The organism is Candidatus Dependentiae bacterium (assembly GCA_016871815.1).
In the GTDB taxonomy this organism is placed as follows: domain Bacteria; phylum Babelota; class Babeliae; order Babelales.
On record VHBT01000011.1, the window covers coordinates 1 to 26863 of the forward strand.

Genomic DNA, 26863 nt, shown 5'->3' on the forward strand with positions numbered 1-26863 from the left:
TTCTGAAATTCAAGCAAAAGCACATCAATTTGAAGAAATGGTTCGACAAAAGCATGCGATTTTTTCTGAAGTTGCAAAAATGAAGTCTGCTCGAATCTTGCGCAAAGAAAAAAAGATACTTTTGGAGCAAGTTATTCTTCAGTTGTCAGATGCCGATGAGGTTGGCAGAGTGCTGAGTGACTTGGAGTTGGAGCGAAAGAAAAATATGCAGATAAAAGACCAGCTTGCACATGACATTGGAGCTCTTTTGGAGAGAAGGCGACGAGCAGAAGAAGCGCTTGTTTTTGTTGAGCAATACACTCAAGAACAAAATTTGTTACATCAGGAAAAAAAATCATACGATACGTTGGTTGAAGCCTATGGAAAAAATGGCATTCAAGCATTGTTGATTGAAGAGGTTTTGCCAGAGATTGAACGCGAAGCGAATCTACTTCTTTCTCGCTTGACGGATAATCAAACGCAGATTTTTATTGAATCGGTAAGAGATTTAAAGAGTGGTGGAATGAGGGAGACTTTGGATATTCAAATATCTGATGCTGTTGGGGTTCGGCCATACGAGATGTTTTCTGGGGGAGAGGCTTTTCGTATTGACTTTGCGTTGAGAATTGCTGTTTCAAAGTTACTCGCTCGAAGAGCCGGGACTCATTTGCAAACACTTTTTATTGACGAGGGTTTTGGTTCGCAAGATGAAGAAGGACTTTCTTTGTTAACTCAAGCGCTGTTCTCGATTCAGCAGGATTTTGAAAAGATAATCATTGTTTCACATTTAGAACGACTAAAAGATAGTTTTCCTGTGCACATTGTCGTTGAAAAGCGATCTGCAGGATCTTTTATTCATGTTGAAGAAAGAGGGTAAGCCCGAAAAAGCCTACCCCCAGAAAGAAAATAGTAAGAAATTTTTCTTACATATTTTTGACGTTTTCTTTGAAGTGTTTTCCTGCTTTGAAGCGTGGAATGCTTACAGCTGGGAGTGTAATTCTTTCTTTGGTTGCTGGATTGATTCCAATGCGTTCTGGGCGACGAGTTGTCCAGAAGTTTCCAAAGTTAGCGATACAAACTTTACCGCCTTTTTTAAGCGTACGTTCTACGATACGTGTGAAAGAAGCCATTACGCGAGTAATGTCTTTTTTGCTAAACATGGTCTCTTCACTGATCGCTTCAATCAATTCGCTTTTTTTCATAAAAAACTCCCCGAAAATATTTGTTACATAAAAAACACTGCAAAACCCCGCCGGAAACGAAATTTAAAGATTGTTACCCCCTTTGTCAAGGCAGCTGAGAATTTTTCGCAATCGTTTTGGGGTTTTTGCACTTTTGCTATACTTTAATACAGTTTTTGTACTAAAAAGCGAGAGTTTTATGGAGTCTTTTAAATTTATTGATACGCACTGTCATCTAGACGTTGTTCTGCGGATGAATTTTGATGATTTGTTGACTCAGCGTGAAATTGCACAAATCTCAGAAACAGTTCTTCAGATGCAGCGTTTGGGAATTTCTGATTTTGTGAGTGTTGGGACCAATCTTGTTGTGAGCAAAAATTCTGTTTCGTTGGCACACGCTATTCCTGGTGTTTGGGCTACGATAGGCTTGCACCCAACAGATGTGCATGATGATTGGCGAAGCGATGTTAATGAATTTAAAAAGATGCTTGCAGCTGATGATCGTAGAAAAATTGTTGCTGTGGGTGAGATTGGAATCGATTTATTTCGTGATGCAAGCTTACTTTCAAAGCAGCAGGATTTGCTTAAGGCTCAAATAGAGTTAGCGCTTGAATATAATCGATCGATTGTTTTTCATATTCGTGATCATATCGGGGTTGACCGATCGGCTCAACATACGCTTGAAATTATAGATCTATATGGCAAACAAATTCGTGGAGTGATTCATTGTTTTCAGCAATCGCTTGATATGGCACAAGAATTTGTAAACAGAGGTTTTTATTTGGGAATCGATGCACCGATTGATTATCCCAAAAATGAATGGCTTCGCGACGTTGTTCGTAAAATTCCACTGAGAAGTTTGGTGCTCGAGACCGATGCGCCGTTTCTTCCTCCCCAAAAATTGCGTGGACAAAAAAATACTTCGTTAGCAATTCCATACATTGCAGAACAAATCGCACTGCTTAAAAATTGTTCAATCGAGGAAGTTGCTCGAGTAACGACAGAAAATGCGATTTCATTATTTGGGATTGATGTTGCTACAAATTAAGGTGATTTAAAAAAAGGCCTTTTTATGAACGCTGCTCGGATTTAAAGCCAAAGTGTAACCATCTTTTTTGGCTACATTTTTATAAAAAATCTCCTTTCTTTTTTAGTAGTTGTTTCAATTGGAAAATTTTTTTCTTGGATAAAGTGAGTTTTTTTATATTTTTAGTGGTATTTATTATTTTTTATACAAAGAGGGTTTTCTCTGTTTTACTTAGAATGCTTTTATATTTAGTGTTTTTGAGTGGGAGTCTATGAAAAATAGCTTTAAATCCTTTTTTTTGATACAAGGGATGTTTTTTTGTGGAGTTTTTGCTCCAGTATCTTTGCAGGCGCTTCTTGTTGAAGGGGTAAATCCTGTTTCGTGTACCCAGGGTTCGTTTGTATACCGGTATGCTGTGGCTGAAGTTTCGGGATTAAAAACCGAAAAAAGTATTTCGGTTTCAGCGGAAGATCTTCGTTTTTTAAAAAATAATTGCATGAAACCGAATTTCAAAGCACTTTTGGTCGCTAAAAAGGTTTCTTTTTTTACCGAGATGGTTAATGCTTTTTTAGCAAAAAAGGCAACGTCTTTTCGTTTGAAGACTGATCAGTCTTCTGATTCTATAGCAATTGAGTTTTTGGTTGACGTTCAAAAAAAAGTATCAGTTGTTGTGTATTCTTCTGATGAAAAATGTCCATTTTGGGTAGTAAAATTACTCGAAAATGCTTTTTTGAGTGTCCAGCCCTCAAAATTTAAAAAAATATTATTTTATGGCCTTTTGGGCGGTGGAGCTGGCTTTTTATTGCGGTTCCCTTCCTTGATGCGAGCGTCCATGTATAAAAAAGGAAGTCGAATGGCGGGTTTTTCGGATTTACTGGCAACTTACTTGGCAAATTCCATGCACCTTAAGGATGATCAGGTTTTTGTTCATTCTGTTTTGACTAGTCAATCTACTGGATTTAAAGTCGGTCGATTGTATGATGCTTCTGTGCCGGCGATGAATTTGAATGTTAAGATTCCTCAAAATGCTCAACTGGTTGTTATTGATGCGCCGAATACACTGACCCTTGCTCGTTTATCTGCTAAAGGGGTTTTTGCTCAACAAAGTGATGCTATTTTAAAAGTTGTCACTCTTCCTTTATCTGCATGCTCTGTATTTGGAGTAGGAATGGTCAAAAATCAGCTGAAAAAAAATGGATGGGTTTTAGCGGTTATTGATGATCAAAAAGTTGAATATAAAATAACAACCATGGAGCAGGTTAGTCGAGAGACTGTTATTGATCCATCAATTCTATTTACACTTTCAGGGTTGATAAGTTTTGGGGTTGATTATTGTCTTTTGTTGAATCCAGCGGATGGCTTAGATTTTAATATTTTAAAAGGAGAACAAGGGCGTATTTTTGTTATACCTAATGGCGGCATGTTGAGTGATTCAAAAAATTCTTGTGCAAGGTTGTTGGCGCAACAGTTGTTAACTTTTGTTTCTCCTGAAAATAAGAAAAAGTTTTTGGCATCAGATTTTATAGTTCAATTTGATGATTGTCGCCAATCAGATGAATTATTATTGCTTGATGATGTTGCAGCTATTGATGCTCTTTTGGATAAGCCTTCTGCGGTTGTTGCAGAAGAGGTCGTTTCTTCTGATTCTTTGCAAGATAGAACTCTAGATAAAGCTACATTTAAGTATAATCATGGAAATGTAAACCCATTATTTTCATATGACCTTGTTGTAGCAAGTTGTTTAAATATGCAATCATTGGAAGAAATTCAAGCGTTTATTAATAGATTAGTCATGCTTCCGGCCTGTGATGAGGATATGGATTGTGCTCATGAGGCGTATTCAACTGAAATTGATTTCTCAGAAACTATTTTTACCCCTGGTACAGTAAGGGCACCGAAAACAGAGTGTAAAGGTAGAGCAGATTGTCTGGGTGTTGTCGTTGATTCAGAAATTGGAGGTTTTGCGGAATCAGAATTAAAAACCACTCAAGACAGAAGATGTTATAAGGTTGAGGTCCCTTTTCAACAAAGAATAGTTTTGCTTCCGTTTTCGTTGGTCGCCACCCAATCGTCTTTTGTCCATAATATCAATCAATTAGAAGAAGCTGGATGGAAGGTTGTTATTATTAATGACTCACAAAGCTTTATTGCGCAACCTCAAGCGGATGCTTTTGTTGGCGTGAGACAGAATGTTTTTGTTGTGATGTCTCCTTTTGGCGCAGACAACGTTCAATTTTGTGTTAAAGAAAGAGAGTCGAAAGTACTACAAGGCTCTTGGATTGATGCTGTGCGATTATGGATACAGGATCCAATCGCAATAAATACTCTCTACTTGCCAGAAGGACCCGTTCTTAAATGGGCTGATGGAACTTTAAAATTTACACCATATGTTACTTATGGTTCTCGAAGAACTCAGGATGATAAGCTAAAATCAATGAAGCAAGCTGGATTGAGTTTTGGCCGGATTGATGAACTATCTATCAACGAAGTTGAAAATCCTTGTAGGGATTTGCCTATCAATCAGGGTTGTTTTACATCTTTTGTTGAAGGATTTAAAGCATCATTTAACGCTCATCAAACTAAATTGTATAACGGCTTGAATGAATATGATGGCAAGGATTCTTATCGTGACACTACTTATGAATATGCAGAAAGAGTTGTGAATTATGATCAGTTTAAGAACGTTATTATTCAAACTATAAATTCAGCAGATGAAATCGATTTAATCGTTAGAAATATTGGCCGAGAAGAAAACATGCAGTGTCCAGATATGCAGGCTCGTTATTTGATTGTTCCTCTCAGGCTTCTTGCAAATAATTGGCTGGACATGGTTTGTTTTGGAGCAACCTCAAAATTAGAATTACGTCCAGATGGACCTTTGAATGTTGCAGGGTGGAGGCTTGTTGTGGTTTTTGACTCTGTTTACGGAAATTTAGCTACTTTTAGTAAAAATATAATCAATCCTCTTGTTCAGCAGGGAGGAACTATCTCCTCATGTTGCACATCGTATTCGATAGTAGCTCCAGCCCAAGGGTACTATTTAGGGTTAGCTGTTAATAGCTTTGAGAGTAATATTTTAGAAGAGAGGGCTGGGTTGGATCGGAATGGTCTTATTCAAAAAATTAAAAATCAACAACTTATGCAAAAAAAATATAAGTGGTCTGTAATTTCAAAAAGCTTAGCCTAAAAAACTAAAAATTATTTTTAATTAAAAAAATGCGGAGACAATTGTCTCCGCATTTTTTTAGACAGCAAATAAATAAAAAGATTTAAATCGTTTGTTTTCGAGTGTATCGATCTTGTTGTATTTTGCTTGGATATGTAAAAGAAGATATTTTTTGCATCCCATCAAAAACTGTTGAAGGAAGCGAAATGCCTTCGTTGATATTTGTTGGAATAATCGTGATTATGCATTCATCTATCAAGTCGAGTGTTTTAAAGGATTCGATCATTTTTGCACCACCGAAAAGCCAATTTAGCGTGTTCCGGCATATCCAGCTACAGCTATTATTATTTCTGCATCTTCGGCGTTAGCTATTCTGAGCTCTGTAACATATGCATCAGTAAGTCCATCAAGAAGGTCGATTTGAGCTTTTGCTTCTGGCCAGGTCCCTGTGGTAAGGCTGCCTTTGTTGATAATGCCTTGAGCGACAGCAAGTGATAATGCTTGGTAGGTAAGAATATGAGCCTTCAGGGTGTACGACTTAAATCTTTTGCCGATTCCAATCCCATAATATTGATCATGAAAGCGATCTTTAAGTGAACCAAAGTACGCAGTCATATCTGCTACGCATGCGGAAAGGTCTTCAAGAGAAAAGGTTTCTCCCGCAAGTACTCGATCGATTATTGCAAGTGTTGATGGATGTGCAAGCTTAAAAATAGATTCTTCAAATGTTCTTGCGCTTGCATTAAAAATAAATAAAGGTTCAAAAAGCCCTCTTATGGTTATTAATTCTAATGCAGCATCTTCTGGTCTTACAGAGCTAGTTGGACTTGTCGTGCTTGTCGTAGGGGTGGTCGCCGGTGTTCTTCGTGAAGCTTCAGGAGAAATAAATGCACCCCGCAGGCCCGCAAAGCAATCATCTTTGGGTAAGGGTTTTGGTGGCGTAAATGATGTTGCTGCAAAAAGTGCAATACCCAAAAGAATTAAATTTTGTCTCATTTTTGCTTTCCTTGAAATGTATAATTTTTATTTGTCGAACGCAGGGAGTTAATGTATCAGAAAACATAAAAGATGTCTTTTGAGACAAAAAGGAGGTTGAGAGTTGTTTCAGAAAAGAAAAAAGGCCGAGAATTTCTCGGCCTTTTTTTAAAGATTAGTGGATGAGTTTATGCTGCAGCTGCTGCGGTTGTTATTCTATTTCTCAATTCTTGTTCTTTTTTTTCGCGAAGTGATTTTTGAAGTTCGAGTAAGCGAGCATAGAGAACGTCATTGTCCATTTTGTAGTTTTTCATTTGAAGCAAGATGATATCAAGAGCGACGTTTTCGTTTCCAACGCCAGGAATGAGTTTGTATGGGTAGGTAACCGCATTTCCAGTTGGATCTTTTGTGACGTGTGCTTCGACGCAGTAGTTTTTGAACAATCCATTAGTAATTGCTTCAAGTGATGTAAGTGCTTTTGAGTGAGTTGCAAGAACGTATGATACGTTTTGTTTTTCACCAAAAACTTGAGAAAGAACCAATGAAATATCAGCGGCGATTTCTGCTTCTGTTCCGGTGAACAATTCGTCAGTAACGACAAACGCGAATTCATTTTTTTCTGCAGAAAGGAAGTTAATTCTTTCAAGAATCGAACGCATGTTGATGACTTCTGTTTGAAGTTTTGATTTACCAGCAGAAGGATCATCAACGTTGGTAAGTTGACCTACAACCAATTTGAACGGAGATGTTTCGAATTTTTCTGCCCATGCCATTTGGTATGCATGAGAAAGAATCATTTGGTTGATTAATCCTCTCATCGACATCGATTTACCACCAGCATTTGGACCAGTAATTACAATGTGACGAGGATTTTCAGGATTTCCACCAACTTCGATGGTGTTTGTAACTGCATGTTGGTAAGGAATAATTGGATTCCAGAAACCTTCTGCTTTTACGTGAGGCGAGGTGCTTGTAGTGTCAAACGTTGCAAAGCAAACAGTAACCAATTCACCGCTCTTGTTTCGTGATTTATCTTCACGTTTGTTGTCTTGTTCGGCGATAAGACGGCGTTCTTTTGTTCGGTCTCTGTGTTCACGGTAGTGTCGAGCCATCGAAAGATACGAGTCGATTTCTGAAACAAAAAGCAACATCGATTTTACGCGATCAATATTGTCATCGATTTTTTTAGCAGCTTCAAGCGTTGCGCTTTGAGCAACTAATGCATCAATTTCTTTTTGCAGTTGAGCAACTGCATCAAGCATGTTGCTGATTTTTCTAACAGAAGCTGGTGTTTGTTCTGGTTTTCCATACAGTTCGTATTCAGCGATAATTTTTTGTGTTGCTTTTACTAATTCTTTAAAACCAGTAATTGTTTTATTAAGAATTGCTTCTTGGGACAATTTGGTGTTGTTTTGTGCGTGAGCATAGTCTGCAAGTTGGCCGAGTGCAAAATAACTGGAAACAGCAGCAAGTACAGGCATTGATTTTTGTATTAAACTATGTGATTTGTTATATGCATAGCCCGCAAGCGCTGTAACTACTACGCGAGCGGTATATCGAGAATTCCATTCAACTGTTCCCCAGCCAAAACGAGCAAGTTTGGTGAGTTGCTGACCGAGCCAAAGGCTTCCCAAAAATTTATTTTGGTGTGATGCGCCTTCAAGCTCATTAGTGATTGTTTGTTTTTCTGTGCTTGACCATCTGGTGAGCAAATCTGCTTCATATTGAGCAAAGGTATGTAATATTTTTTTTACATTTTTTCGCAAATCTTCATTACCAAGAGCAAATGCTTTAACAGCGTTTGCGCGTTGACTAAGAATTTCCAGGTCGGTTGTTCCTTCAGCAAGAGTCGTTGCTAAGGTTATTTTTCCGGACTGTGTAAATGTTTTATCGATATGCGAGAACACGGTGTTTTCGTTTGAATCGCAGAAGAAACGAGCATCTCTTAGAAGAGATTCAGGGAAAATCATTTCTGCTGGCTTGCGTTTACGGGCAGAAACTAGTCCATGGGTAAAGATGTCCATAATTGCGTTTGAAAGATTTTCTTTAGCCATACGAGCAATCATGTGAGCTTCTTTTGACGCATTTCCTGGCAAGCTTTTGTCGGTGTTGAGGTATGCATCACCTGCGAGCATGCCTCTGATTGTTGCATACGATTCTGGCTTTGGGACCTGGGTAAAACCAGTTCCTGCAAGCATGAGTATGCCAACAAGGATTGAAAGTTGATTTTTTTTCATAAATATCCATTTCGGTTTTATAAATTATTTTCTTACATCACTACTATAAAGTGGTTTTGTGCTTTTTAAAAATTTAAAAATACCATCGATAAAATTTTAAAAAAAACACGTTTTTTTTAAAATTTTTGTTTCATTTAGAAAAAATAATCAGAGGTAAAGATGTTGCTGGCTTCGTTTTTTCGATCTTTTTCTTCTTGAGCAGCTTGAGCATCAATAATAATTTGAGCTAATTGGGGATTTTTGATTCCTTGTTTTTGCATTGCTTCAAAAAAGACGTCATACGCGGTGATGCTTTCGCCAACTCCTTGCGTAAGCTTGTATGGTCGATACAGTTTTCCATCGGGCATTTTGACAACTTCGACTTTAAAGTTTTTAAATGCGCCATCTGTTTCTTGTTCAAGTTCGGTAATTTCTTTGTTGTGAGTAGAAAATGCGGAAAAAATGTTTGGCATTTGGACTAGAGCTTCTGAGCTTTTTTTGATTATTTCTGAGGCTGGACCGGTTTCGGTTCCAGAAAGGCTTTCGTCAAAGAATACGGCACAACGTTTTGTAGAAGGAATCGTTAGCAGTTGGTGGTAAATCGAGACAAATTTAAATGCTTCGCTTTGAAAACGTGATAATTTTCCTTCGCCAGAGGATTCGTTTTTGAGGTTTTCAAAAATGTAGCTAAATGGTGAAAGAGTCAGCGATTTTGCAGGAGCAATTCCAAAAGTTTGTGCCATTAAAATAGATGCCAGTATAGCCATGAGGGTTGTTGTTTTTCCGCCAGCATGCGCGCCAGTAAAAATAAGATTTCTACAATTTTCTTTTTCTCCGATCGAAAGAGTGTTGGTAACAGCTTCTTGGGGCGTGAGGCTTGGATTCCAAAAATCTTGAGCATCAAATACCGGGTATTTGCATTCATCAACAAAGTCGACATAGCAAAATGTGGTTATTGCGCCAAAGGTGTTTGTCGTGTTTTCATGTTCTTTGACCAGAAGAGCCATTGAAACGTATGCATCAACTTCTCCATAAAATTTAATTAGCGAGCTCATTTCTTCTCGGCATTGCATAAGATTTGTGTAGGCCTGAAAAATAGACCCGATGTCTTTGGTGATCAGGGTAAAGATATTAAAATCGCTACTAAAGGTACTTCCTTTGGTGAGCTCGAGAAAGTTTTTCCATGCTGGAGATGGTCTTTGAATAACTGGTAGAAAAAGATGAGCTGTTGATTCGTTTTTTCCCAGTAAATCGTAGATTTCTTGCGCCGTAGTATATGTTTTTACTGGGGCTTGAACCGATGTGAATAAGTTTTTGATATCAAGATATTTTGCTAGCAAAGCTTTGAGTTCAAACTCGATTTTGGGGAAAAATGCAAAAATTCCTCCTAAGAAAAAAAGCACTCCGAGCTTGTTATAAATTTTATTAGTCTCTTGCTCTAAGTACATTTTTTTTATAACGCCATTGGTTTGATGTTCTCGCCATTCAGCAGCGGTTTTGTCAGTTGCAGCTTGATCAGATTGTTTTGAGGTATCTAACTTTGAAAGATGAAAAGATTCTTTAGGGGTGAGATCCATTTCTGAGTTAAGACTTTTTACTGTGGTATCAAGCCACTGGTCATAGCGATCTATTTGATTGGCTGCGATTGTTTGTGTATCGGCAGTTGGTTTGATGTAAATTCCTGAGCTATCTGGAAAAAGTAACGATTTAAAGTTTGCTTTTACTATTGAGTCACGGGTTCCGAGTATTTTTTGTATGAAATTTTGTTGTGGGGGGGTTATAAGAACCTGCGTTTGGTTATTTGTGGTGGTAAGAGGTCCGAGCGGATTTTTTGGTGATAAAAATTTTTTCCAGCTGTTTTTCATCGCTTTTTGATTGATGATGTTTCTGAAAAAGGGTGCTCCTAGCTTTCCGAGTGATCTGAAAATTTTAAAAGGACGCATTCCTGGGTTTGATATAAATTCTCCATCTTTGAAAAAAGATCGAATCAGGTCGACAGTGTTTTCGATGGTGAAAAGCGTTCCAAGGACAAAGAGGATTAATGGGTACCATTTAACTTCAATACTGGTTGCGAATCGATCCATTTCTTTAGAGCGGGAGATTTTTTTTGCAATTTTTTTAATAGTGTCTCCCTTGATGATGATTTTGAGTCGCTCTTTTTTGAATGGGCGATAGTTAGAAAAAAACATTGGTTCTGTGTTTTTTATCACCGTGAGCTTTTCTTTGAGTGTGTGTAATAATTCAGGGTTATCAACCAGGTATTTAATAAATTTTTGTCGCTCTTGAATAACTGGTATATTGTCGCTGCACTTAGAAAGGAGCGCTGTAATGCTGATTTCGCCTCCAATAGTTGAAAGCCGGGAGGTTTTTTTGAGTATCGAGTCAGATGTTTTTGTTAAAAACTTGATATTTGAAAGCATTTCTGGAGATGCGATGTCATTGCAAGCAGGAGATGTCTCATCATCAAGAGTTTCTCTTGAATATTCAGCAAGTTTTGTAGCAATCGCGTATTGTTCATAAATAGGAGTCATCTCGAGCTGGGTCGCCAAAGCGTCATTTTCTTCAAAAATGCGATAAATTTTTCCAGGAAGATTCCAAAATTTTACCTTTTTGCGTTTTTTATCAAGGTTTGCTTCTTTGAGCTGAACTGTTCCATTGGTTTCCAAAATGAGTGGGGTGACTCGTTGATATGTTGCCGATGACGGACTATCAAGAAAAATAGAGGTAGATGTAGGATTTTCTGTTAAAAACAAGCTTTTGTGTTGAAGGGGGAGTGTTTCGGTTCTATCAATATCTGCAAAAATATCTACGTCGTAATGGGCTCGCGGAAGAGCGCCAAGTGGAAAATAAATAAGGTTTAAGAGGGCTCCTGCAAAAAGCAGGTACCGATAGTTCTTTAAATTCACGTGTTTTCTAAAAAGGCTTTAATCTTGGATAGTTTTAAGGTTAGCTTCAAATGAGATGGTTGTACTAAATGTGAAAAAATATAAAAAAAGAGACAAAAAATGAAGAAAGATGATTGCCGTCTTTCACATTGTAACATTATGGGGTTGATTTTTAGGGATATTGTATGAATTTATTGTTTTCGTACCTGGTGGTTAGTGCCCTTACGATTCTTATTGATTTTGTATGGCTTGGCTTTGTGGCCAATAAAATAATTTTAAACTTAATTCGTCCATATGTGTTATTTGACTCTGCTGGCGGTTTGGTTGTTCGTGAATGGTCTGCTATTTTGTGTTGGCTTTTACTTGTTTTTGGGGTTTATTATTTTGTTATTCGGCAAGGCTTTGGCCACGAAACAATTTCAAGGCTGATATTGAATGGAATGCTTTTTGGGTTTGTTGTTTATGGGGTATACGACCTAACAACTGCTGCTATTCAAACGCTATGGCCAATTCAGATGGTTTTTTTGGATATTGCCTGGGGTACTGCTTTGTGTGGCATTTGCACGTTTATTTGGACCCTTTTTTTACCACGGTAAGATCCTTTTGATAAAAATGCGTGAAAATATGTAAACGGCCCCAGATTATCTGGGGCCGGGTTAGTTTTTAGAGCGATTGTTCAATCGATTCCTGACGATTTTTTGCTTTCATGATGATTTCTCGTAAAACAGGGTTGTTAACGCCTTGCTTATCAAGCTGTTCTAAGAAGATATCAAATGCAACGTTAGTGTTTCCGATACCCTTGGTAAGTTTGTATGGGTATACAAGCTTGTTTGATTCTTTGTCTTTGAATACTTCTACTTTGTAGTTTGCAAAGACGCCACCAGTTGTTGCGCTCAGATCGGTTAATTGTTTGTAGTGAGTAGCCAACACGTACATGACGTTTTTCATTTTTGCAATTTCATTGCACAGTTCGATTGAAAGACTGATTGCTGGCCCAACTTCAGTTCCTGTAAAGAGTTCGTCAGTTACAACAAATGCATGTTCAGTTGGTTTAAGATCCATCATTTCTTTCATTAAGGTTGTCATTTCAATTGCCTCAAGCATGAATTTTGATTTGTCGCTTGCGGTGTCATCAACGCCTTTAAATCGACCAATCAATTTTTTGAATGGCGTGAATGAAAGGCTTTCGGCCGTTGCAAGGCCACAGGTTTGAGCAAGTAATAAATTGCTAAAGAGCGCTTTGAGGTTAACCGATTTTCCGCCGGCGTTTGGTCCAGTGATCACCAGGTTGCGAGCTGTATGTTTTTCACCGCCAAGTTCAAGTTGGCTTGGGCGAACACGTTCCTGGGGAATCATCGGATGCCAGAAGTTATGGATATGCATGATCGATTCTGTTGAATTTTCGATAAAATTAACAAAGCTTACGGAAACTTTTTCTTTAAAGGTATTGGTTGCTTCTTTTTGATCCTGATACAGCTGTGCTAATGATGTGTAGGCATCAAGTTCCCCATAAAAACGGGTTAATTGACCAATTTCATCTTTTGGAATTTCGCATGATTCGATAAAATTTTCGATTGTTCCATAATCCATAAATGGCGCAATTGGTTTTCTGGTTTCATTAAACGTTGATCTGTGCGCTCTGTTGATAACATCATACCACGCTGGTGATGGATTGACAGGAATTTCAGGGTACAGTCCTTGAGTTTGGTCGTGTGCTTGCAAGATAGAATGAATACTTGCAGCGTGTCTGAATGCCTGAGCCGTTGCTTGAGCTTCTACAAAGTCTTTATTTTGCTCATCAAGTCTTTGATTTAATTTGTAAGCAGCATACAGCGATGTAGCAAGCCAGAATGCTCCAAATCCATAAATTAAGATTTGCTCTCCAGCTGTTCTATTTAATATGTCTACTGATCTAAATGAGAACGATTCGCCTTTGAATGGAAGACCAAATAGGAAGAGTGGTCCAAGTGTCATGCCGAAATAGCGTTGATAGTAGTAGGTATACAAAAGGTTAATCGGAATCGATAAGGTCGTGGTAACGTGTAGCGTGGTGAATAAAAAGGTTGCAAGGTTGTTAATAGCATCAAATTGGAATAAGGCTTTTTCTGGAAGGGAGATCAAAAAGGTATTTAATTTGCAAGAGCCTAAAGCAGATTGTTCTAGGATTCCCATGAGCCAAACGCCATAGCAAACTTTTACAATCGTTTCGATGCTTGTTATGACGGTAGGGGTGATTCCAAAAATTGATGAAATAATCAGTCCGGAAACGAGAGAGGTAGCCCAAACAATTCTAAAAAACATTCCCCAGGTTGATTGAGCAATTTCTTTTCTAGCCAATTCTTTTTGAGCATTTCTTTCTTCAGCTCGTAAGATTGAACGAATTGAATGAAATTCATTTTTTTTGATTTCATTTAAATGCATCTGAATTTCGTTTAGAACGTCTTGGTTATTGGTTAAAAAACGAACAAACTCTTGCCGCTGCTTGATTGTTTCCCAGTTGGTTTGTTCGCAAGCGATTAGGTTGAATAGCGAGAGTTTACCTGCATGCGTTTTTGTTTTGTCTATTCCAGTAAAGACCGATCGTTTGTCTGGGGTGTTTATAAATTGCAGTTCTTGCAATAATTCCAGCCGCTTTGTCGGTTGTGCTAATTGTTGCCGTTTTCCTTCGATCATGAGAGGAAGAAGAAGTGTCTGTGTTGAATTGTTAATAACTTCTTCCGGGGTTGGGTTGAGTGTTTGTCGCGAATAATTTTCTAGCCAATAATTTGCGATATGTTCAAAATTTGATCGCAATGGACTTTGCAGTGTTTTAGAAAGCGGTATTTCTTCGGCGATAAATTTATTTTTTGTATCAGTTTTTCCTGCAAGAATAGCAAGTGGTTGAAGAACAAGAGAAAGCAAAATGCTTTTGATGATAAAAGTGTTTTTTTTATTCATGGATGGGTCTGTGTATAAATGACAAAAAGATCAAACGATTTTAGTAGTTTAAATCGTTTGATCTTTTTGTAAAAAAACCTTGTTAAATAGATGCTTTTTTGTATTTTTGGCAGTTTGTTTCTGATTGATACAAGCTGCCGTGGCAAGAGGGTTTACTGTGAGTCAGAAGAATTTGATTCTTTCTCATATTGCTCTTGTGCTTTTTCTACAAGGTTTATAATTATTTGGTTAGATGATTTGTTTGATTCATTTTCTTCTTTTTTTAATTGTTCTTTAAAGATGTCAAATGCAACCATCTGGTCACCAATTCCAGGCTTAAGGGTGTATTCATAGATAAGTTTTCCGGTTGCAGCGTCTTTTGACACATTTACTTTATAACAACCAAAAATATTATTTGTTCTTGTTGGCATGTTTCGCGCAATTCGTTTGTAGTGAGTTGCAAGAAGGTAAATGGTATTTCTGTAGTGAGAAACCCCTTCACACACCTGCTCAGAAAGAAGTTTTGCGGGTTTTGGTTCTGTTCCCGAGAACAATTCGTCAGTCATGATAAATGCATGTTCGTTTTCTTTGAGCGAGTCGATTTGTTTGAAGAACTCTGCAGCGTTACGAGCTTCGGTTACAAATTTTGATGATGATTGTGCTGCATTATCAACAGATCCTGTGCGATTGATGAGAAGTTTGAATGGGGTAAATCTAAAGCTTTCAGCAAAAGCGACACCAAATGTTTGTGCCCAAAGAATGTTATTAAAGATGGCTTTTAAAACACCTGTTTTTCCACCAGCATTTGGTCCTGTGATGATCCCGCAACGTGTCAGATCTGGATCTTCGCCAAGTGCAATTGAGCTTGGACGAACATGCGATTTGTTGAACAATGGAAACCAAAAGTTTTTGGTGTTGAGTGTTGCAATTGGGTTATCGGTTACAAATTCAGCAAAGCAGCAGGTAACCGGTTCATCAAATGAATTGGTATGGCCTTTGTGGTCAATAATCATTTGAGCGATCGATTGATACGCATCAATTTCACCATAAAATCTAAACACCGTGCCAAATTCGTTTGCACCCTCTTTGACCTCTCGGATTAAGTTTTTAATTGTCCCTTGTGGTGTGGTAAATATGTTGTAGGAAGAGTTTTCGTCGATACCGGTGTTATCGATTTTTTTGCAAATTCTATCCCACTGTTGAGAGGTGTCCGCAAAAAGGTCTAAGTATAATGATTCAGTTTCTGTCGTTGATGTTAATATTTCATGAATGTTAATCGTTGCTTTTTGTGCTGCAACCAGTGGTTTCATGTATTCAAATATTTTTTTGTTTTCAAAGCAAAAGTCATAGAGCGAAGAGCCTTGCATGTACACAGGAACTGCTGTTGCAGCCATAAGAGCAATAGCAAGAAGTATTCTGTAGTTTGGGGAAAATGTCGGGGCAAGCGCATCGTATAAGCGTTTCGCAAGGTACACAGAAAGAGCCACCATCGCGGGAGCTACGACTATGGTGCTTTTTTCTAAAGTATTTACAAACCAGTCTGGGTAGCGGATTGAGCTTGGGGCAAGCGCTTTGACCGCAAGTCCTGCTAATGCTAAAAGGTAGCAACTTAAAGATAGTAAACTTAATACCCCGCGAATTTGTCCTCTTGTAAACTGAGCACTAGTTTCAAAAAAACGGGCTCCCGTGTAAAGCTGAGAGATTATTTTTACCAGCATTCTCCATTCAAGATCGTACTCTTTGCAGTATGAAAGGCTGTCTAAAAAAGCGTTTTCTTGGTCTTTTATGGTTGTTAAAAATTCTTGAATACTTAACAGCAGTGACGGGTTTTCGACTAAGATTCGAATGAATTCTTGGCGTTTTTTGACAATTTCAAGTGGTTGAAAATCTTGATTAAGCAAGGTGTACAAAGACAGATTTCCGGCTTTTGTGATTATTGTTTTTTTTATATTTTCTAAAATGGAAGCCTCTTTGTAATGATTTATGAATTGTAGATCATTTAAAAAGGGCGTTTTTTTGCTTCCTAAAAGTTTTTCTTTATCGCCTTGGGTCATGTGCGAAAGAAGTTCTGGAAAACGAAATAAGGCTTTTTCGTCTTCGTCTAAGGCGTCCGATGGTTTTGTTGGAGGAGTGTAATGCGAGATCCATTCTTTTGTTGTTGCTTGGTAGTTTGTACGAATAGGAGAGCCAAGAATTTTTGAAATTCGGTGCTCAATAATTGGTTCTGGTTCTTGGGTTGCGGTTTCCGCTGCCATGAGAAGAGGCGAAAATCCCTGAAAGACTAAACAAAGAAGCAAAAACCTGTTGAAATAATGGTTTTTTAAAAAAATCATGTGAGACTCTTATTTAAAATAATAAAACAAGTAAAACGGTTATTTTAAAAAATTAATTGGTTTTTATGAAGTTGGGAAATTAATTTTGAAAAGAGTAAAAAAGAGTAAAAAAGAGTAAAAAAGGATTTTTTTCGTTTCATTTAGAAAACAAAAATTTTTTAAGAGTGCGTTTGAGTCCAAAATCTAACACAAGGTGCGAGAGCGCGCCAGTAATGAAAAAAAGGTGGTAAAAACGCGATAATTTAAGAATGTGGGGAAAAAGGCCTTGCAGGCCAGAACTAATTACCCATGGTGTGGCTATAAGAACATAGGGATTATGCATGGGGCCACGGTGGGGAAGGACGAGTGGAATAAAGCACATCAGTCCAAGCCAAGAAAGGCAATTCCAGTATCGTTTTGCAATAGCCATCGCGGCAATAATAAAAGCCAGAGAATAAAAGATTTTTTGACCTTTGCTCTTGATATCAACATCTGGAAACAGTGAACCAAGAAGCGTGAGTGCAAGATAAACTGCATCAACTGTTGAAGCATCGCCAATAACGGGAATAAGCAAAAATCGTGTAATGACAAAAGCTGCAGTGCCGCCGATAAGATGCCCGCGATATCCTGGCATTTTTTACTCCTGCACGAGCACGAAATTATTTCGTGCAAGAAACGAGACAAATTCTGCATCGAGCTGTTTTTTTGAATCAATTCCATGGTTGGCAAGTTCATCCGCCGTGGCATTAAACTCGCGTAGCACATGAGTAAATGAACAAATAAAATTAAAGGAAAGGCCCTTTATGATGTTTGCCAAAATTTTAAGCGTTGGATCCTTAATTTTATATTCACCATTCATTTGTTTGATGAGCAGCTGAGAGTCAGCAAAGATTTTAAGAAAATACTGTTTTTGTTGTGAGGGGGAAAGTTTTTGGGTCAGAAAAAAAAGCGCATACACAAGGGCCAAGTATTCGGCTTGATTGTTCGTAAGTTTTTGTATCATAAAGCCAGCGTTGATAATTTTTCTCCCCTCTTGATTGGTGCAGTAAATACCAATTCCAGATGTCCCTGGGTTACCACGAGATGCACCATCGACATGGATAGTTAAAATACGTCGATTTTCCAGGGACATGCTAAAAGATCTTTCGATTTTAATAAGAAGCTTGCGATTCGCTTGTTTCTAGTGGTGAAAGATGAGCATCGCTGTACAAAAAGCGATAGCAACTTCTGCATGGAAGTATTTCACCAAGCTTTATTCTTTGTAAGTCTTTTTCAACGATTGTGTAAAAACATGCGCCACAAACGCTGCTGCTGATTTGAACAATTGGATTAGAAACAGAATTAAGCATGCGAGTGTATTTAGATTGCCACTCTTCTGGAACATCGTTAAGTGCGTTGACCCATGATTGTTCAATTGAGCTTAATTTTTGTCGTAGGGTATTTTCGTGTTTTGTGCATGCGGCGAGTTCTGTTTTTAGAGCATCTTGTTCCGAAAGAATTTTTGTTTTAGTTGTGTGGTGTTGTTGTTTGAGATTAAAAAGTTCTTGGCAAGATGATTCGAGTTCTCGTTCGGTGTCGTATTTTCTTCGTGCAAATTGAGCAACTTCTTTTTCAAGAGCGAGTGCTTCTTTTTGTTTTTTAACTGTTTTGAGCTTTTTTTGTAATTTGCTGTCTTGTTCTTGGATGGCTGAGAGTTCTAGTTCAAGTAAATCTATTTTTTTTTGTGCTTCTCGAGCTTCTGCATCAAGTGATGCGATCGAGTTTTTAAGTTGTGCGAGCGAGTTTTCTTTTTGTTTTGTTTGGTCTAGATGTTGTTTTATAAGGCTTTGTGCAGCAGAAATTGCTTCGTGTGCTGATGAAAGAGCTTTCAGTTTTTCAACTAGATGTCGCGCGCTCATGTGTTCCTCCGCGTTATTAATGGGGGTAAGCGAAATTAATCTAAAAGGGCAACTAGATGCATATCGTAAAATTGATGATTTACGATTTACCAGCAGGAATCCATGGCTAGAAGCATAGGCCATAAGTAATTCATTGTGAAGCGAAAAACATAAAAAAAATGAGTGTTTTTCGAAAAAAGTGAGAGTTTTACATTCATTTTTGTTTTAAGGTGTCAGATTTGCCTAGGTGAAGTGAGATCTTTTTGGTATAATTTTAAGCATGAGTTATTAATCAAAAATAAAAAAAGAGAGGTGCTCCATGGCTAAATTGTTAATGGATGTTGCAATTCCTGATCCAAAGACGTTGCTCTTGGGTGTTTTTACACCACAGAATAAATGCGCAGATAAACAAGCTTATTTTGATGAATTTGCAAGCTTGGTAGAGACTCGTGGATTTGAATATGACATGAGTTTTTTTGTAACGTTGCGCAGTGTTGATAAAGGTTTTTTGCTTACGCGAGGAAAACTTGAAGAGCTGGTAAAGCTGTGCGATGACAACAATATTGAGCGCGTGTTGTGTTCAGAGCGATTAACTCCTTTGCAACATCGCGAACTTGAAGATATTACTCGTACCGTGGTGGTCGATCGAGCAGAGTTGATTTTGGAAATTTTTAAACGATCTGCAACAACCGCAGAAGGTCAACTGCAGATCGAAATGGCTGAGCTTGAGTTGTTTAAATCACGACTTTCAGGGCAGGGTGCAGAATTTGCGCAGCAGGCTGGATATGTTGGTGGTAAAGGACCAGGTGAAACATATAAAGAAAAAATTAAACGAATTCTTGCCGATAAAATCAGAAAGGCTAACGAGCGTTTGGATCACTTGCAAAAAGTGCGAGACACTCAACGTAAGCAGCGATTGGCAAGTAATATTCCGCTTGTGTGTATTGTTGGATATACAAATGCGGGTAAATCAAGTCTGCTTAATACGCTTACAAAAAGTGATGTTCTTGTCGAAGATAAATTGTTTGCAACGCTTGATACTACAACGCGTGAATGGTTTTTGGATTCAGCTACTAAAGTTTTGGTTTCTGACACCGTTGGATTTATCAGTGAATTGCCACATAAATTGATAGAAGCATTTAAATCAACGTTGGATGAAGCGCGATATGCAAATTATTTGTTGCATGTGGTTGATTTGAGTAATCCTGGCTGGAAAGATCAGATTCGGGTTGTGCAAGAAACACTTACGGATATTGGTGTGAAGCCAGAAACCCCGATGATTTATTTGTTCAATAAAATCGATAAGTTGGCAGATGAAGAATTGAGTGTTCTTAAGTTAGAAGCGGAAGCTTATCTTCCATCATTTTTCATTTCAGCAAAAGACAAAAATACGCTTAAGGAATTGAGTGAGTTTTTAATTAACACAATTCAAAAGAAGAAATAATTTTTTTACTTTAACATAAAAACGGCCTTCTAAAAAAAGAAGGCCGTTTTTATTTGTAATTTTTGTAACATTTTTTTTTATCTCAGTTAAGATTTGGGTTATGTCCAATTTATCGGGCTTATTGGACATTTTGTGTGTGTGGGAATGCGTTAAAACCGGGGAGCGTATTCTGCATAGCCTGAAAAATATAATTATTTTTTTATAAAGGATTTTTGCCGTGAAGATTTGGTCTTTGGGGATGTTTTTTTTGATATGTATTAGCCCGGTAAAAGTTGAGGTGCGAGAAATTGATCTTGTTTTTACTAATGGCCCTACATTTTCTGGTACGGAAAAAATTTTTTCGCGTGATTGTCGACTAGTGATGGCTTTAAGAGAATTTTTTCAACAAAGATTTTCTGAAGAGGTGGTTGAGCATGTTGCAGAAGATCTGAATACATTTTTTTCGATAAAAGAAATGACAGATATGTCTTCAGATTTGTGGCGCGTTATAAAAAAATATCCTCAATTGCATCGAGCTGTGTTGTCGGTTGTGGTTTGTTTAAAGGCAAAAGAATTTAGTGCGTTGCGCGCAAAGATGTTTGATCTGATTTATGAATTAGAAAAAAATATTTATGAAGTGAGAGATCATAAAGCGTGCGATAAAATGAGGGACCTTTTGTACGATTTATATTCTGCTCCTAAAGCCCAATATGAAGATGATTCATGCATGTATTGCCAAGCCTCATATGCTCATGATGTCGGATTTAAGCAAATCTTTTCTAAGCTTACAGTTGATTTAGATCGAGTGATGAATTTTGATACTGTATGGTCATTGTTCCGGGATTTTTTAGCATTAGATATGGAATCATCGTTTAGTGTTTTTGATGTTGTCAGAATTATTCGCTTTGATGCGTTATTAAATACTGATGTTTTTAAAAAACACTCTGCAGATGTTCTTAAGCGATTTCATCGAATTGTTTTAAAGTTATTACTGTGCGTCAGTCAGTCGCGAGATTGTTCGCCGTGGGCACAAAGCACTTTTAAAAAAGAAGATTTTAAGGCACTTCTTAAGGTTTTTTCTGAGGAAGATCGGTTATTTGTGCTAGGATGTTTTCATGACATTTTGAAGCATGAGAAGGATGATAATTCTGATGCTGCAGAATGTGTTTCTGCCGAAGAGTTAAATGCGGTTTTGATGGGATCTAAAGAAAGTCAGGCAGTGGTTGTTACCCCTAAAAAAGGGGTCAGGACTCGACGAAGAGGGCGAAAGTCACCATCAGTCCACGTACTCAGTATTTCATCGCAGTCGGTGAGTCCGGCATCCCAATTTAGTGACTCTGGGATAGATTTTACAGAGGTTGTTCCATTTGTGTTACATCCACTAGAGGCCGAAGGCTTTGCGTCAAGGGTAGCTGCTGATAACGCACGGTTGCTCTCTTTGGTATCTGAAAATGTAAGCCCTCTTCCTGGAGATTTAAGTGACGATGAGGTAGTAGGTTTGTTGGATGAATTTGAGTGCGCGCGTGAACTGATGTTTTTGCATAGACTCATTCATGGTGCTCGGGCAGAGGCTCCTTGCTCTTTGTTAAAAAATCAAACGCAGTGGAAGCGATACAAGTGCATGAGCTCCTTGTCCTGTTTTTTGAAGATGACTTCTGAGCAGCAAATTGAATTAGTTTCGGATGAGTTTTTGATGTGGGCTCAATTATTGGAACAACGTAAAAAAATGTTTGCTGCACAGGGCTTTATTTGTGCTGGATTGCAAAAAAATGCGAAAAAAATAGCCGCTTTAAGGGGCCGATTGATCGAGCAACTGTATGTCGTTTCAGATACTGCTTGGACTGTTTTTTGTGAAAAAAATGGTTTTTCAGGAGTTTTAAAAACCGTTTGTAGAGAGATTATTGCTGTTGGTTCTGGGTCTAAGCCGATAGCAACTGATACTTTGCATGAAAAAGATCCAGAATTGTTTATGAGACTCGTTTGTGCGTCTGGTCTAGCTTAAATTATATTAAGATTAGTTATTTTCAGAGGGTTTTCTGGGTGTTAAAGCGCTTAGAAAGCCCTCAATTTCTTTGTAGGAAAAAGAAGCAGCTTCAGGGTATACAAAAAGAGCGTACTTTCCAGAAATTTTTTGAAATAGTTCAAGTTGGTAAAACGCTGACTTTATACGGCGGCGAATGCGGTTGCGCGTGCAGGCATTGCCAACCCTGCGTGGAACGACAATCAATAATTGGGGTGGGTTTTGTTTAAAAGATTCAAGAGATTTTGTCTGCGTTGAGCGTTCTGTGACGAGCTTGAGCCCGGCAGAGCGAAGAATTGCTTTGGAGTTTTTTAAAAAATCGCGAGCTTCGGCTTGCTTAAATGAAAAGGGTTTAAACATAAAAGGGTAATCTCCAGGACGGTGTATCCACGAAATTACCCTTATTTTTTGTAAAATTGAGCAAGTAATTAAACTGCCAATCTCTTGCGGCCATGGGCACGTCGACGACGAATAATCGCGCGACCACCTTTGGTTGCCATTCTTACCAAGAAACCGTGTTTTCTTTGGCGTTTAACTTTTGAAGGTTGATATGTAATCGACATGAGTAAGCTCCTGATACTGGATGCGTGCAAATACGAACAATAAAGTATGAAAGAATATTATCACAAGAGGATTTGCTTGTATAGCATGGATTTTGCGGGTTTTTTATAAAATGGGGCTACATCTTTGGGTTGACTGTTTCTTATAAAATGGTTCAATACAAGGATCCCTACTGTTTTTGTATCAAAAAAATGTCTTATCGTGGATTTAATTTGGAATGAGTTTCTTAAGATTGTGCGCGAAGAGGTGGGCAGTCAGGTTGTAGAAACTTGGTTCAAGGCTGTAAAGCTCAAGGAGTGGAATCGTTCGTTGCAAGTGGTGACGCTTCAAATGCCAAATCAATTTGTGACTCGGTGGGTAAAAGATCATTATCTTGGGATCTTAAAAACGCACCTTGCGCGGTTGTTGCACGTTGTTGAGCTTGTTATTGAATTCGAATCAACCAAGGTTGAAGCCCAGTCTCCTGTTGCCATCACTCCTGCAATGGTTGTACGGCCAGCACCGGCCATCGTTCCAACTGTTCAGCCCCGACCACAATTTGTTTCTCGCGAAGGCGCATCATCGCTTGTTCGCGTGGATACTTATTCTCAGGATTTACAAAATCGCTGTCGAGCGAGCAAGATCAATGAATCATATACTTTTGATACTTTTATTGTGGGTCCAAGTAATTCGCTTGCGCATGCTGCGGCAATTGCGGTTTCGAATAATGCTGGGAAAGAATACAATCCATTATTGATTTATGGTGGCACGGGGTTAGGGAAAACTCATTTGCTGCATTGTATTGGGAATGAAGTGTTGCGGAAGTATCCAGACAAAAAGGTTCGTTACGAAACTTCTGATAAATTTATTACGGAGTTTATTACTTCGATTAAGCAAGATAAAATTCAGGTGTTTAGACAGAAATACGAAAAATTAGATGTGTTGCTGCTCGATGATGTACAATTTTTTTCGAACAAAGAGCAAACACAAGAAATATTTTTCCATATTTTTAATGCACTTCATGAGAAGAAAAAATATATCGTGATGTCGAGTGATACGATTCCACAAAAAATTGATGGGTTGCAGGAGCGATTGAAATCGAGATTTAATTGGGGTTTGGCTGTTGATATTCAAGCGCCAGCGCTTGAGACTAAGATTGCGATATTGCAAAAAAAATCCGAAGCCTTAGGGATAGTGGCCGATCATCTTGCGCTTGAGTTTATTGCCAGTTCGGTAAATTCCAACGTCAGAGAGCTTGAAGGAGCCTTAACGCGCATTAATGCGTTTGCTGGATTGATGAATAAAACGATAACTGTTGACATCGCCTCGCAGGTGCTGCTTTCTATTGGGGGAGAAACAAAGCGAGAGGGTGTGCTTTTGCATGATGTGCTCAAAGCCGTTGGAAAGTACTACAACATGACGGTTTTGGACATAAAATCTAAGAAGCGAAACAAAGATATTGCGACCGTGAGACAAATAGCCTTTTACTTGATGAAAAAATTAACGTATTCTCCCTTGCAGGTGATAGGAGAGTATGTTGGTAACCGAAATCATTCAACGGTGATTCATGCTCTTGCTAAAGTTGAACAAATGATAAAGCAGGATACGCATCTTGCAGAAAAAATAACGGCGATAGAACATGAAATCCTTTCTCGAAGTGTCTAGATTTGTCTTGTTGAGTGTTTTGTGCATCAGCATATGGTGTGAGTCGTCAAAAGCCTTTTCATTTGGCAGGTCAAAAATTTCACTTGAATTAAAAAAAGATGTAGGTGCCGTTGGTGCTGAAAAAAGCCCAGAGGGTAAGCAGATTACTTTTGTCATCAAGAATACTTTGGCAAAAAAAATGTATCTTGTGCCATTTGCCTATGTTCGAAGATTTATTGGTCAAAGTTGGCATTGGACCAAGGGACAAGTTTGTGAGCTTGAAAGTAATCAAGAATGTGTAGTTGATTTTGGCTCTGTGCCGAATGATGAAGACTTAGCTTCTGTGTTTGGAAATATTTGTGTATTAGATTCGTACGAAGAGGCTGTAAGTGCAACCTGTGAAATTGTGCCTTCAAATCAAAAAATTGAACTTGATTTAATTTCTCATGTTCTTGGTAAAAAAATACTGATTCAGTCAAGGTTGTATGGAATAAATGGATCTCAACTTTTTTATACACTTGATTCGACCGATCAAAAAAATGTCTTAAAGCCCCTTGATTTTATGGTAGTAAACAATACTTCAGATCCAATTTTAGTGACATCATTTTTATATGGACGTGATCAGTCCGCTACCTTTTTTTCGTCGTGGCGTTTTAGTAAAAGTTTGGTGTATGAAATTCAGCCAGGCCACAAAGAGCTCATTCAGGTCGAAAAATATGATCGTGAGTATGATCGAATTAATGTTAAAGGCTTTCTGGGTGTTTTTGAAAAAGAAAACGTTAAACAAGCCCAGGATTCGGTGTATGAATTATTAAGTCCTGAGCAGAAGCTTTCTATTGGAAGAGTTTCTGAACTTGCGGGAAAAGAAGTTGTTGTAAGTCGTGAAGCGTATGGGAAAGACTCTCATTTTGTGGTTGCCATGCGTCCGGCTGTATGAATAAAAATAATCTAAAAAAATGGTGATTTAAGCGTGACAAAATCTTCTTCTTTGTATCATAAAACAGTGTTGTTGCACGAAACAGTGCAGGGTGTTTTACACTCCAAATCCGGTGGATTTTATATTGATGTTACGTTTGGCGGTGGGGGGCATACGCGAGCGTTGTTGGAAGCAGATCCAACGTGTACCGTTTTGGCGCTTGATTGGGACAAAAAAGCTCTTGATCTAAATGCGTCAGCGCTTGCAGAAGAATTCAAAGATCGATTTATCTATCGATGGGCAAATTTTGCAGATTTGTGGACGCTGTTGCGTCGAGAAAAAATTACACGTGTTGATGGCGTTATTGCCGATTTTGGAACATCTCAGACGCAGATCAAAGCTGCTGATGGCTTTTCTTTTTCGGTTGATAGTCCACTTGACATGCGTATGTCGAAAAATTTTGGTACCTTAACCGCAGCAAAACTGATAGAGCATGCCGAAGCTCGAGAACTTGCGCATATCTTTAAAACGTATGGCGAAGAAGGACATGCATGGAAAATTGCACGTGCGATTGTTGAAGCAAGAGGCATTGAGCCGATTACAACAACAAAAATGCTTGCAGATTTAATTGAAAAAATTATTCCACGTGTGTTTGGTTCAAAGTCATCGTCAAGAGGTCGTGCGAGCATTCATCCCGCAACTAAGGTATTTCAAGCGTTACGGATTGTTGTTAACCGTGAACTTGAGCATATCGATACGTTGTTGAAGCTGGTTCCCAACATACTCTCCCCGGGAGGTCGTTTTGCCTGCATTAGTTTTCATTCGCTTGAAGATCGTTTAGTGAAACAAGCGTTTAAAAAAGATGCAGATTTGGGAAAAATGGTTATTATTACACCAAAGCCGATTACCGCATCGGAAGAAGAGTTAAAGAGCAATGCATCTGCGCGTTCAGCAAAGTTGCGTATTGCACAGCGCTCGGAGAACGTATGAGGTATCAAACAGAGAAAAAAACAGTAAATTACTTACTCAGCTGCATGATTACAAGGTCTTTTTGCGCAAACGCGGCGTTCGCACGAAGTACAGGTAAAAATGTTATGCTGTGTGTCAGACAAGGACGTCTTCCATGAAAATCACGGAAATCAAAATTTATCCCGCAAATGTTGGTAAGTTAAAAGCTTATGCAACAATGGTTATCGATAATTGCTTTATCATCAGAGATTTAAAAGTTATCGAAAGCGAAAAGGGAATGTTTGTTTCTATGCCATCTCGCAAAAAACAAGATGGAACATTCAAAGATATTGCACACCCGTTGAATCAATCAACGCGGGAAGAAATTGAACGTGCAGTAATCGATGCATGGACAAAACATGCTGGCAAACCAGCAACCGAAGCGTACGACGCTGACTAAAAAGAAATTTTCTTTTTAAAAAGAGGGAGGTAATGCTCCCTCTTTTTTTTGTATGTTTTTTAAAAAAGTGATTCTTGGTTTGTTTTTGAATATAAAATTTATTTTTTAATCAAAAAACATTGGTTTTATTATTTTTTCTTTGATCTTTTTATTAAATTTGCTACTATTTAATTCGTTGACAGTTCTAGTCAATTTCGATTTATGGGGCGTCGCCAAGTGGCAAGGCAGCGGTTTTTGGTACCGCCATTCGGAGGTTCGAATCCTTCCGCCCCAGCCAGCCTTCGCTAAAGCTACGGCTAGGCAAGCCAGTTTAGTTGGAATAATAAATAAATATATCTAGTAAAATTGAAGCGAAGGCTGTCTCGCTGAAGCTTTTAA

The 26863-nt window shown here is 38.2% G+C and carries 22 protein-coding genes and 1 tRNA gene; 11 read left to right on the top strand and 12 right to left on the bottom strand.

Annotation, left to right across the window (positions count from 1 at the left end):
* Positions 1 to 856: SMC family ATPase (locus tag FJ366_02525; protein ID MBM3894446.1), on the top strand; the 856-nt coding region annotated here is incomplete at its 5' end.
* Between the two features lie 46 nt (positions 857 to 902).
* On the opposite strand, the gene FJ366_02530 is transcribed toward FJ366_02525, so the two are convergent.
* Positions 903 to 1181 carry an HU family DNA-binding protein gene (locus FJ366_02530; protein MBM3894447.1) on the bottom strand — a complete coding sequence of 93 codons (279 nt, stop codon included), beginning with the start codon at positions 1179 to 1181 and terminating at the stop codon, positions 903 to 905.
* A 178-nt stretch (positions 1182 to 1359) separates the two neighbouring features.
* Here FJ366_02530 and FJ366_02535 point away from each other — a divergent pair, with 178 nt between their 5' ends.
* Together FJ366_02535 and FJ366_02540 are read left to right on the top strand one after the other, a co-directional pair.
* Positions 1360 to 2208, top strand: coding sequence for a TatD family deoxyribonuclease (locus FJ366_02535; GenBank protein MBM3894448.1), 849 nt, complete (start codon positions 1360 to 1362; stop codon positions 2206 to 2208).
* A 289-nt stretch (positions 2209 to 2497) separates the two neighbouring features.
* Entirely contained in the window at positions 2498 to 5374 is a 2877-nt protein-coding gene (locus tag FJ366_02540) for a hypothetical protein (GenBank protein MBM3894449.1), read from the top strand.
* Positions 5375 to 5456: 82 nt separating this feature from the next.
* On the opposite strand, the gene FJ366_02545 is transcribed toward FJ366_02540, so the two are convergent.
* The 4 genes from FJ366_02545 to FJ366_02560 all read right to left on the bottom strand — a co-directional run bounded on the left by FJ366_02545 (position 5457) and on the right by FJ366_02560 (position 11450).
* Positions 5457 to 5639 carry a hypothetical protein gene (locus FJ366_02545; protein MBM3894450.1) on the bottom strand — a complete coding sequence of 61 codons (183 nt, stop codon included), beginning with the start codon at positions 5637 to 5639 and terminating at the stop codon, positions 5457 to 5459.
* Positions 5640 to 5662: 23 nt separating this feature from the next.
* Complete coding sequence (locus FJ366_02550; protein MBM3894451.1) at positions 5663 to 6349, bottom strand: hypothetical protein; 687 nt, start codon at positions 6347 to 6349, stop codon at positions 5663 to 5665.
* Positions 6350 to 6516: 167 nt separating this feature from the next.
* Positions 6517 to 8565: a hypothetical protein gene (locus FJ366_02555; protein MBM3894452.1), complete on the bottom strand. Its 2049-nt coding sequence runs from the start codon at positions 8563 to 8565 to the stop codon at positions 6517 to 6519.
* Between the two features lie 134 nt (positions 8566 to 8699).
* Positions 8700 to 11450, bottom strand: coding sequence for a hypothetical protein (locus FJ366_02560; protein MBM3894453.1), 2751 nt, complete (start codon positions 11448 to 11450; stop codon positions 8700 to 8702).
* 164 nt (positions 11451 to 11614) lie between these two features.
* Between FJ366_02560 and FJ366_02565 the strand changes: the two genes are divergently transcribed.
* A complete protein-coding gene (locus tag FJ366_02565; GenBank protein ID MBM3894454.1) occupies positions 11615 to 12025 on the top strand; it encodes a DUF2177 family protein in 411 nt (136 codons plus the stop codon).
* A 67-nt stretch (positions 12026 to 12092) separates the two neighbouring features.
* Here the strand turns inward: FJ366_02565 and FJ366_02570 are convergent, their stop codons facing one another.
* From FJ366_02570 to FJ366_02590, 5 genes are all read right to left on the bottom strand, one after another.
* The gene (locus tag FJ366_02570; GenBank protein MBM3894455.1) at positions 12093 to 14366 is read right to left on the bottom strand and encodes a hypothetical protein; all 2274 of its coding nucleotides are present in this window, start codon (positions 14364 to 14366) and stop codon (positions 12093 to 12095) included.
* 152 nt (positions 14367 to 14518) lie between these two features.
* The gene (locus FJ366_02575) at positions 14519 to 16678 is read right to left on the bottom strand and encodes a hypothetical protein (protein ID MBM3894456.1); all 2160 of its coding nucleotides are present in this window, start codon (positions 16676 to 16678) and stop codon (positions 14519 to 14521) included.
* A gap of 136 nt (positions 16679 to 16814) precedes the next feature.
* On the bottom strand, positions 16815 to 17291 hold the full coding sequence (locus FJ366_02580; protein ID MBM3894457.1) for a hypothetical protein: 477 nt from the start codon (positions 17289 to 17291) through the stop codon (positions 16815 to 16817).
* Positions 17292 to 17294: 3 nt separating this feature from the next.
* Positions 17295 to 17789, bottom strand: a complete 495-nt coding sequence (locus tag FJ366_02585; GenBank protein ID MBM3894458.1) for a ribonuclease HI family protein — start codon at positions 17787 to 17789, stop codon at positions 17295 to 17297.
* A 19-nt stretch (positions 17790 to 17808) separates the two neighbouring features.
* Positions 17809 to 18678: a hypothetical protein gene (locus tag FJ366_02590; protein ID MBM3894459.1), complete on the bottom strand. Its 870-nt coding sequence runs from the start codon at positions 18676 to 18678 to the stop codon at positions 17809 to 17811.
* Positions 18679 to 18853: 175 nt separating this feature from the next.
* On the opposite strand from FJ366_02590, the gene hflX reads away from it, so the two are divergent.
* Positions 18854 to 19978 carry a GTPase HflX gene (hflX, locus tag FJ366_02595; GenBank protein MBM3894460.1) on the top strand — a complete coding sequence of 375 codons (1125 nt, stop codon included), beginning with the start codon at positions 18854 to 18856 and terminating at the stop codon, positions 19976 to 19978.
* 217 nt (positions 19979 to 20195) lie between these two features.
* On the top strand, positions 20196 to 21959 hold the full coding sequence (locus FJ366_02600) for a hypothetical protein (protein MBM3894461.1): 1764 nt from the start codon (positions 20196 to 20198) through the stop codon (positions 21957 to 21959).
* Positions 21960 to 21971: 12 nt separating this feature from the next.
* Here FJ366_02600 and FJ366_02605 read toward each other — a convergent pair whose 3' ends face one another.
* Both FJ366_02605 and FJ366_02610 read right to left on the bottom strand, forming a co-directional pair.
* Positions 21972 to 22337: a ribonuclease P protein component gene (locus tag FJ366_02605; GenBank protein MBM3894462.1), complete on the bottom strand. Its 366-nt coding sequence runs from the start codon at positions 22335 to 22337 to the stop codon at positions 21972 to 21974.
* A gap of 68 nt (positions 22338 to 22405) precedes the next feature.
* Complete coding sequence (locus FJ366_02610; protein ID MBM3894463.1) at positions 22406 to 22540, bottom strand: 50S ribosomal protein L34; 135 nt, start codon at positions 22538 to 22540, stop codon at positions 22406 to 22408.
* Positions 22541 to 22673: 133 nt separating this feature from the next.
* Between FJ366_02610 and dnaA the strand changes: the two genes are divergently transcribed.
* The 5 genes from dnaA to FJ366_02635 all read left to right on the top strand — a co-directional run bounded on the left by dnaA (position 22674) and on the right by FJ366_02635 (position 26762).
* A complete protein-coding gene (dnaA, locus tag FJ366_02615; protein MBM3894464.1) occupies positions 22674 to 24182 on the top strand; it encodes a chromosomal replication initiator protein DnaA in 1509 nt (502 codons plus the stop codon).
* Positions 24157 to 25098 carry a hypothetical protein gene (locus FJ366_02620; GenBank protein MBM3894465.1) on the top strand — a complete coding sequence of 314 codons (942 nt, stop codon included), beginning with the start codon at positions 24157 to 24159 and terminating at the stop codon, positions 25096 to 25098. Before dnaA ends, FJ366_02620 begins: the two co-directional genes overlap by 26 nt.
* A gap of 33 nt (positions 25099 to 25131) precedes the next feature.
* Positions 25132 to 26067 carry a 16S rRNA (cytosine(1402)-N(4))-methyltransferase RsmH gene (rsmH, locus tag FJ366_02625; protein MBM3894466.1) on the top strand — a complete coding sequence of 312 codons (936 nt, stop codon included), beginning with the start codon at positions 25132 to 25134 and terminating at the stop codon, positions 26065 to 26067.
* Positions 26068 to 26200: 133 nt separating this feature from the next.
* The gene (locus FJ366_02630) at positions 26201 to 26485 is read left to right on the top strand and encodes a septation protein SpoVG (GenBank protein ID MBM3894467.1); all 285 of its coding nucleotides are present in this window, start codon (positions 26201 to 26203) and stop codon (positions 26483 to 26485) included.
* Between the two features lie 202 nt (positions 26486 to 26687).
* Positions 26688 to 26762 (top strand) — tRNA-Gln (locus FJ366_02635).
* The last annotated feature ends 101 nt before the right edge of the window (positions 26763 to 26863 follow it).

Coding starts and splice junctions, on each gene's coding strand:
- FJ366_02530 (MBM3894447.1), bottom strand. CDS start 1,181: ATGAAAAAAAGCGAATTGATTGAAGCGATCAGTGAAGAGACCATGTTT.
- FJ366_02535 (MBM3894448.1), top strand. CDS start 1,360: ATGGAGTCTTTTAAATTTATTGATACGCACTGTCATCTAGACGTTGTT.
- FJ366_02540 (MBM3894449.1), top strand. CDS start 2,498: ATGTTTTTTTGTGGAGTTTTTGCTCCAGTATCTTTGCAGGCGCTTCTT.
- FJ366_02545 (MBM3894450.1), bottom strand. CDS start 5,639: ATGATCGAATCCTTTAAAACACTCGACTTGATAGATGAATGCATAATC.
- FJ366_02550 (MBM3894451.1), bottom strand. CDS start 6,349: ATGAGACAAAATTTAATTCTTTTGGGTATTGCACTTTTTGCAGCAACA.
- FJ366_02555 (MBM3894452.1), bottom strand. CDS start 8,565: ATGAAAAAAAATCAACTTTCAATCCTTGTTGGCATACTCATGCTTGCA.
- FJ366_02565 (MBM3894454.1), top strand. CDS start 11,615: ATGAATTTATTGTTTTCGTACCTGGTGGTTAGTGCCCTTACGATTCTT.
- FJ366_02570 (MBM3894455.1), bottom strand. CDS start 14,366: ATGAATAAAAAAAACACTTTTATCATCAAAAGCATTTTGCTTTCTCTT.
- FJ366_02575 (MBM3894456.1), bottom strand. CDS start 16,678: ATGATTTTTTTAAAAAACCATTATTTCAACAGGTTTTTGCTTCTTTGT.
- FJ366_02580 (MBM3894457.1), bottom strand. CDS start 17,291: ATGCCAGGATATCGCGGGCATCTTATCGGCGGCACTGCAGCTTTTGTC.
- FJ366_02585 (MBM3894458.1), bottom strand. CDS start 17,789: ATGTCCCTGGAAAATCGACGTATTTTAACTATCCATGTCGATGGTGCA.
- FJ366_02590 (MBM3894459.1), bottom strand. CDS start 18,678: ATGGCCTATGCTTCTAGCCATGGATTCCTGCTGGTAAATCGTAAATCA.
- hflX (MBM3894460.1), top strand. CDS start 18,854: ATGGCTAAATTGTTAATGGATGTTGCAATTCCTGATCCAAAGACGTTG.
- FJ366_02605 (MBM3894462.1), bottom strand. CDS start 22,337: ATGTTTAAACCCTTTTCATTTAAGCAAGCCGAAGCTCGCGATTTTTTA.
- FJ366_02610 (MBM3894463.1), bottom strand. CDS start 22,540: ATGTCGATTACATATCAACCTTCAAAAGTTAAACGCCAAAGAAAACAC.
- FJ366_02620 (MBM3894465.1), top strand. CDS start 24,157: ATGAAATCCTTTCTCGAAGTGTCTAGATTTGTCTTGTTGAGTGTTTTG.
- FJ366_02630 (MBM3894467.1), top strand. CDS start 26,201: ATGAAAATCACGGAAATCAAAATTTATCCCGCAAATGTTGGTAAGTTA.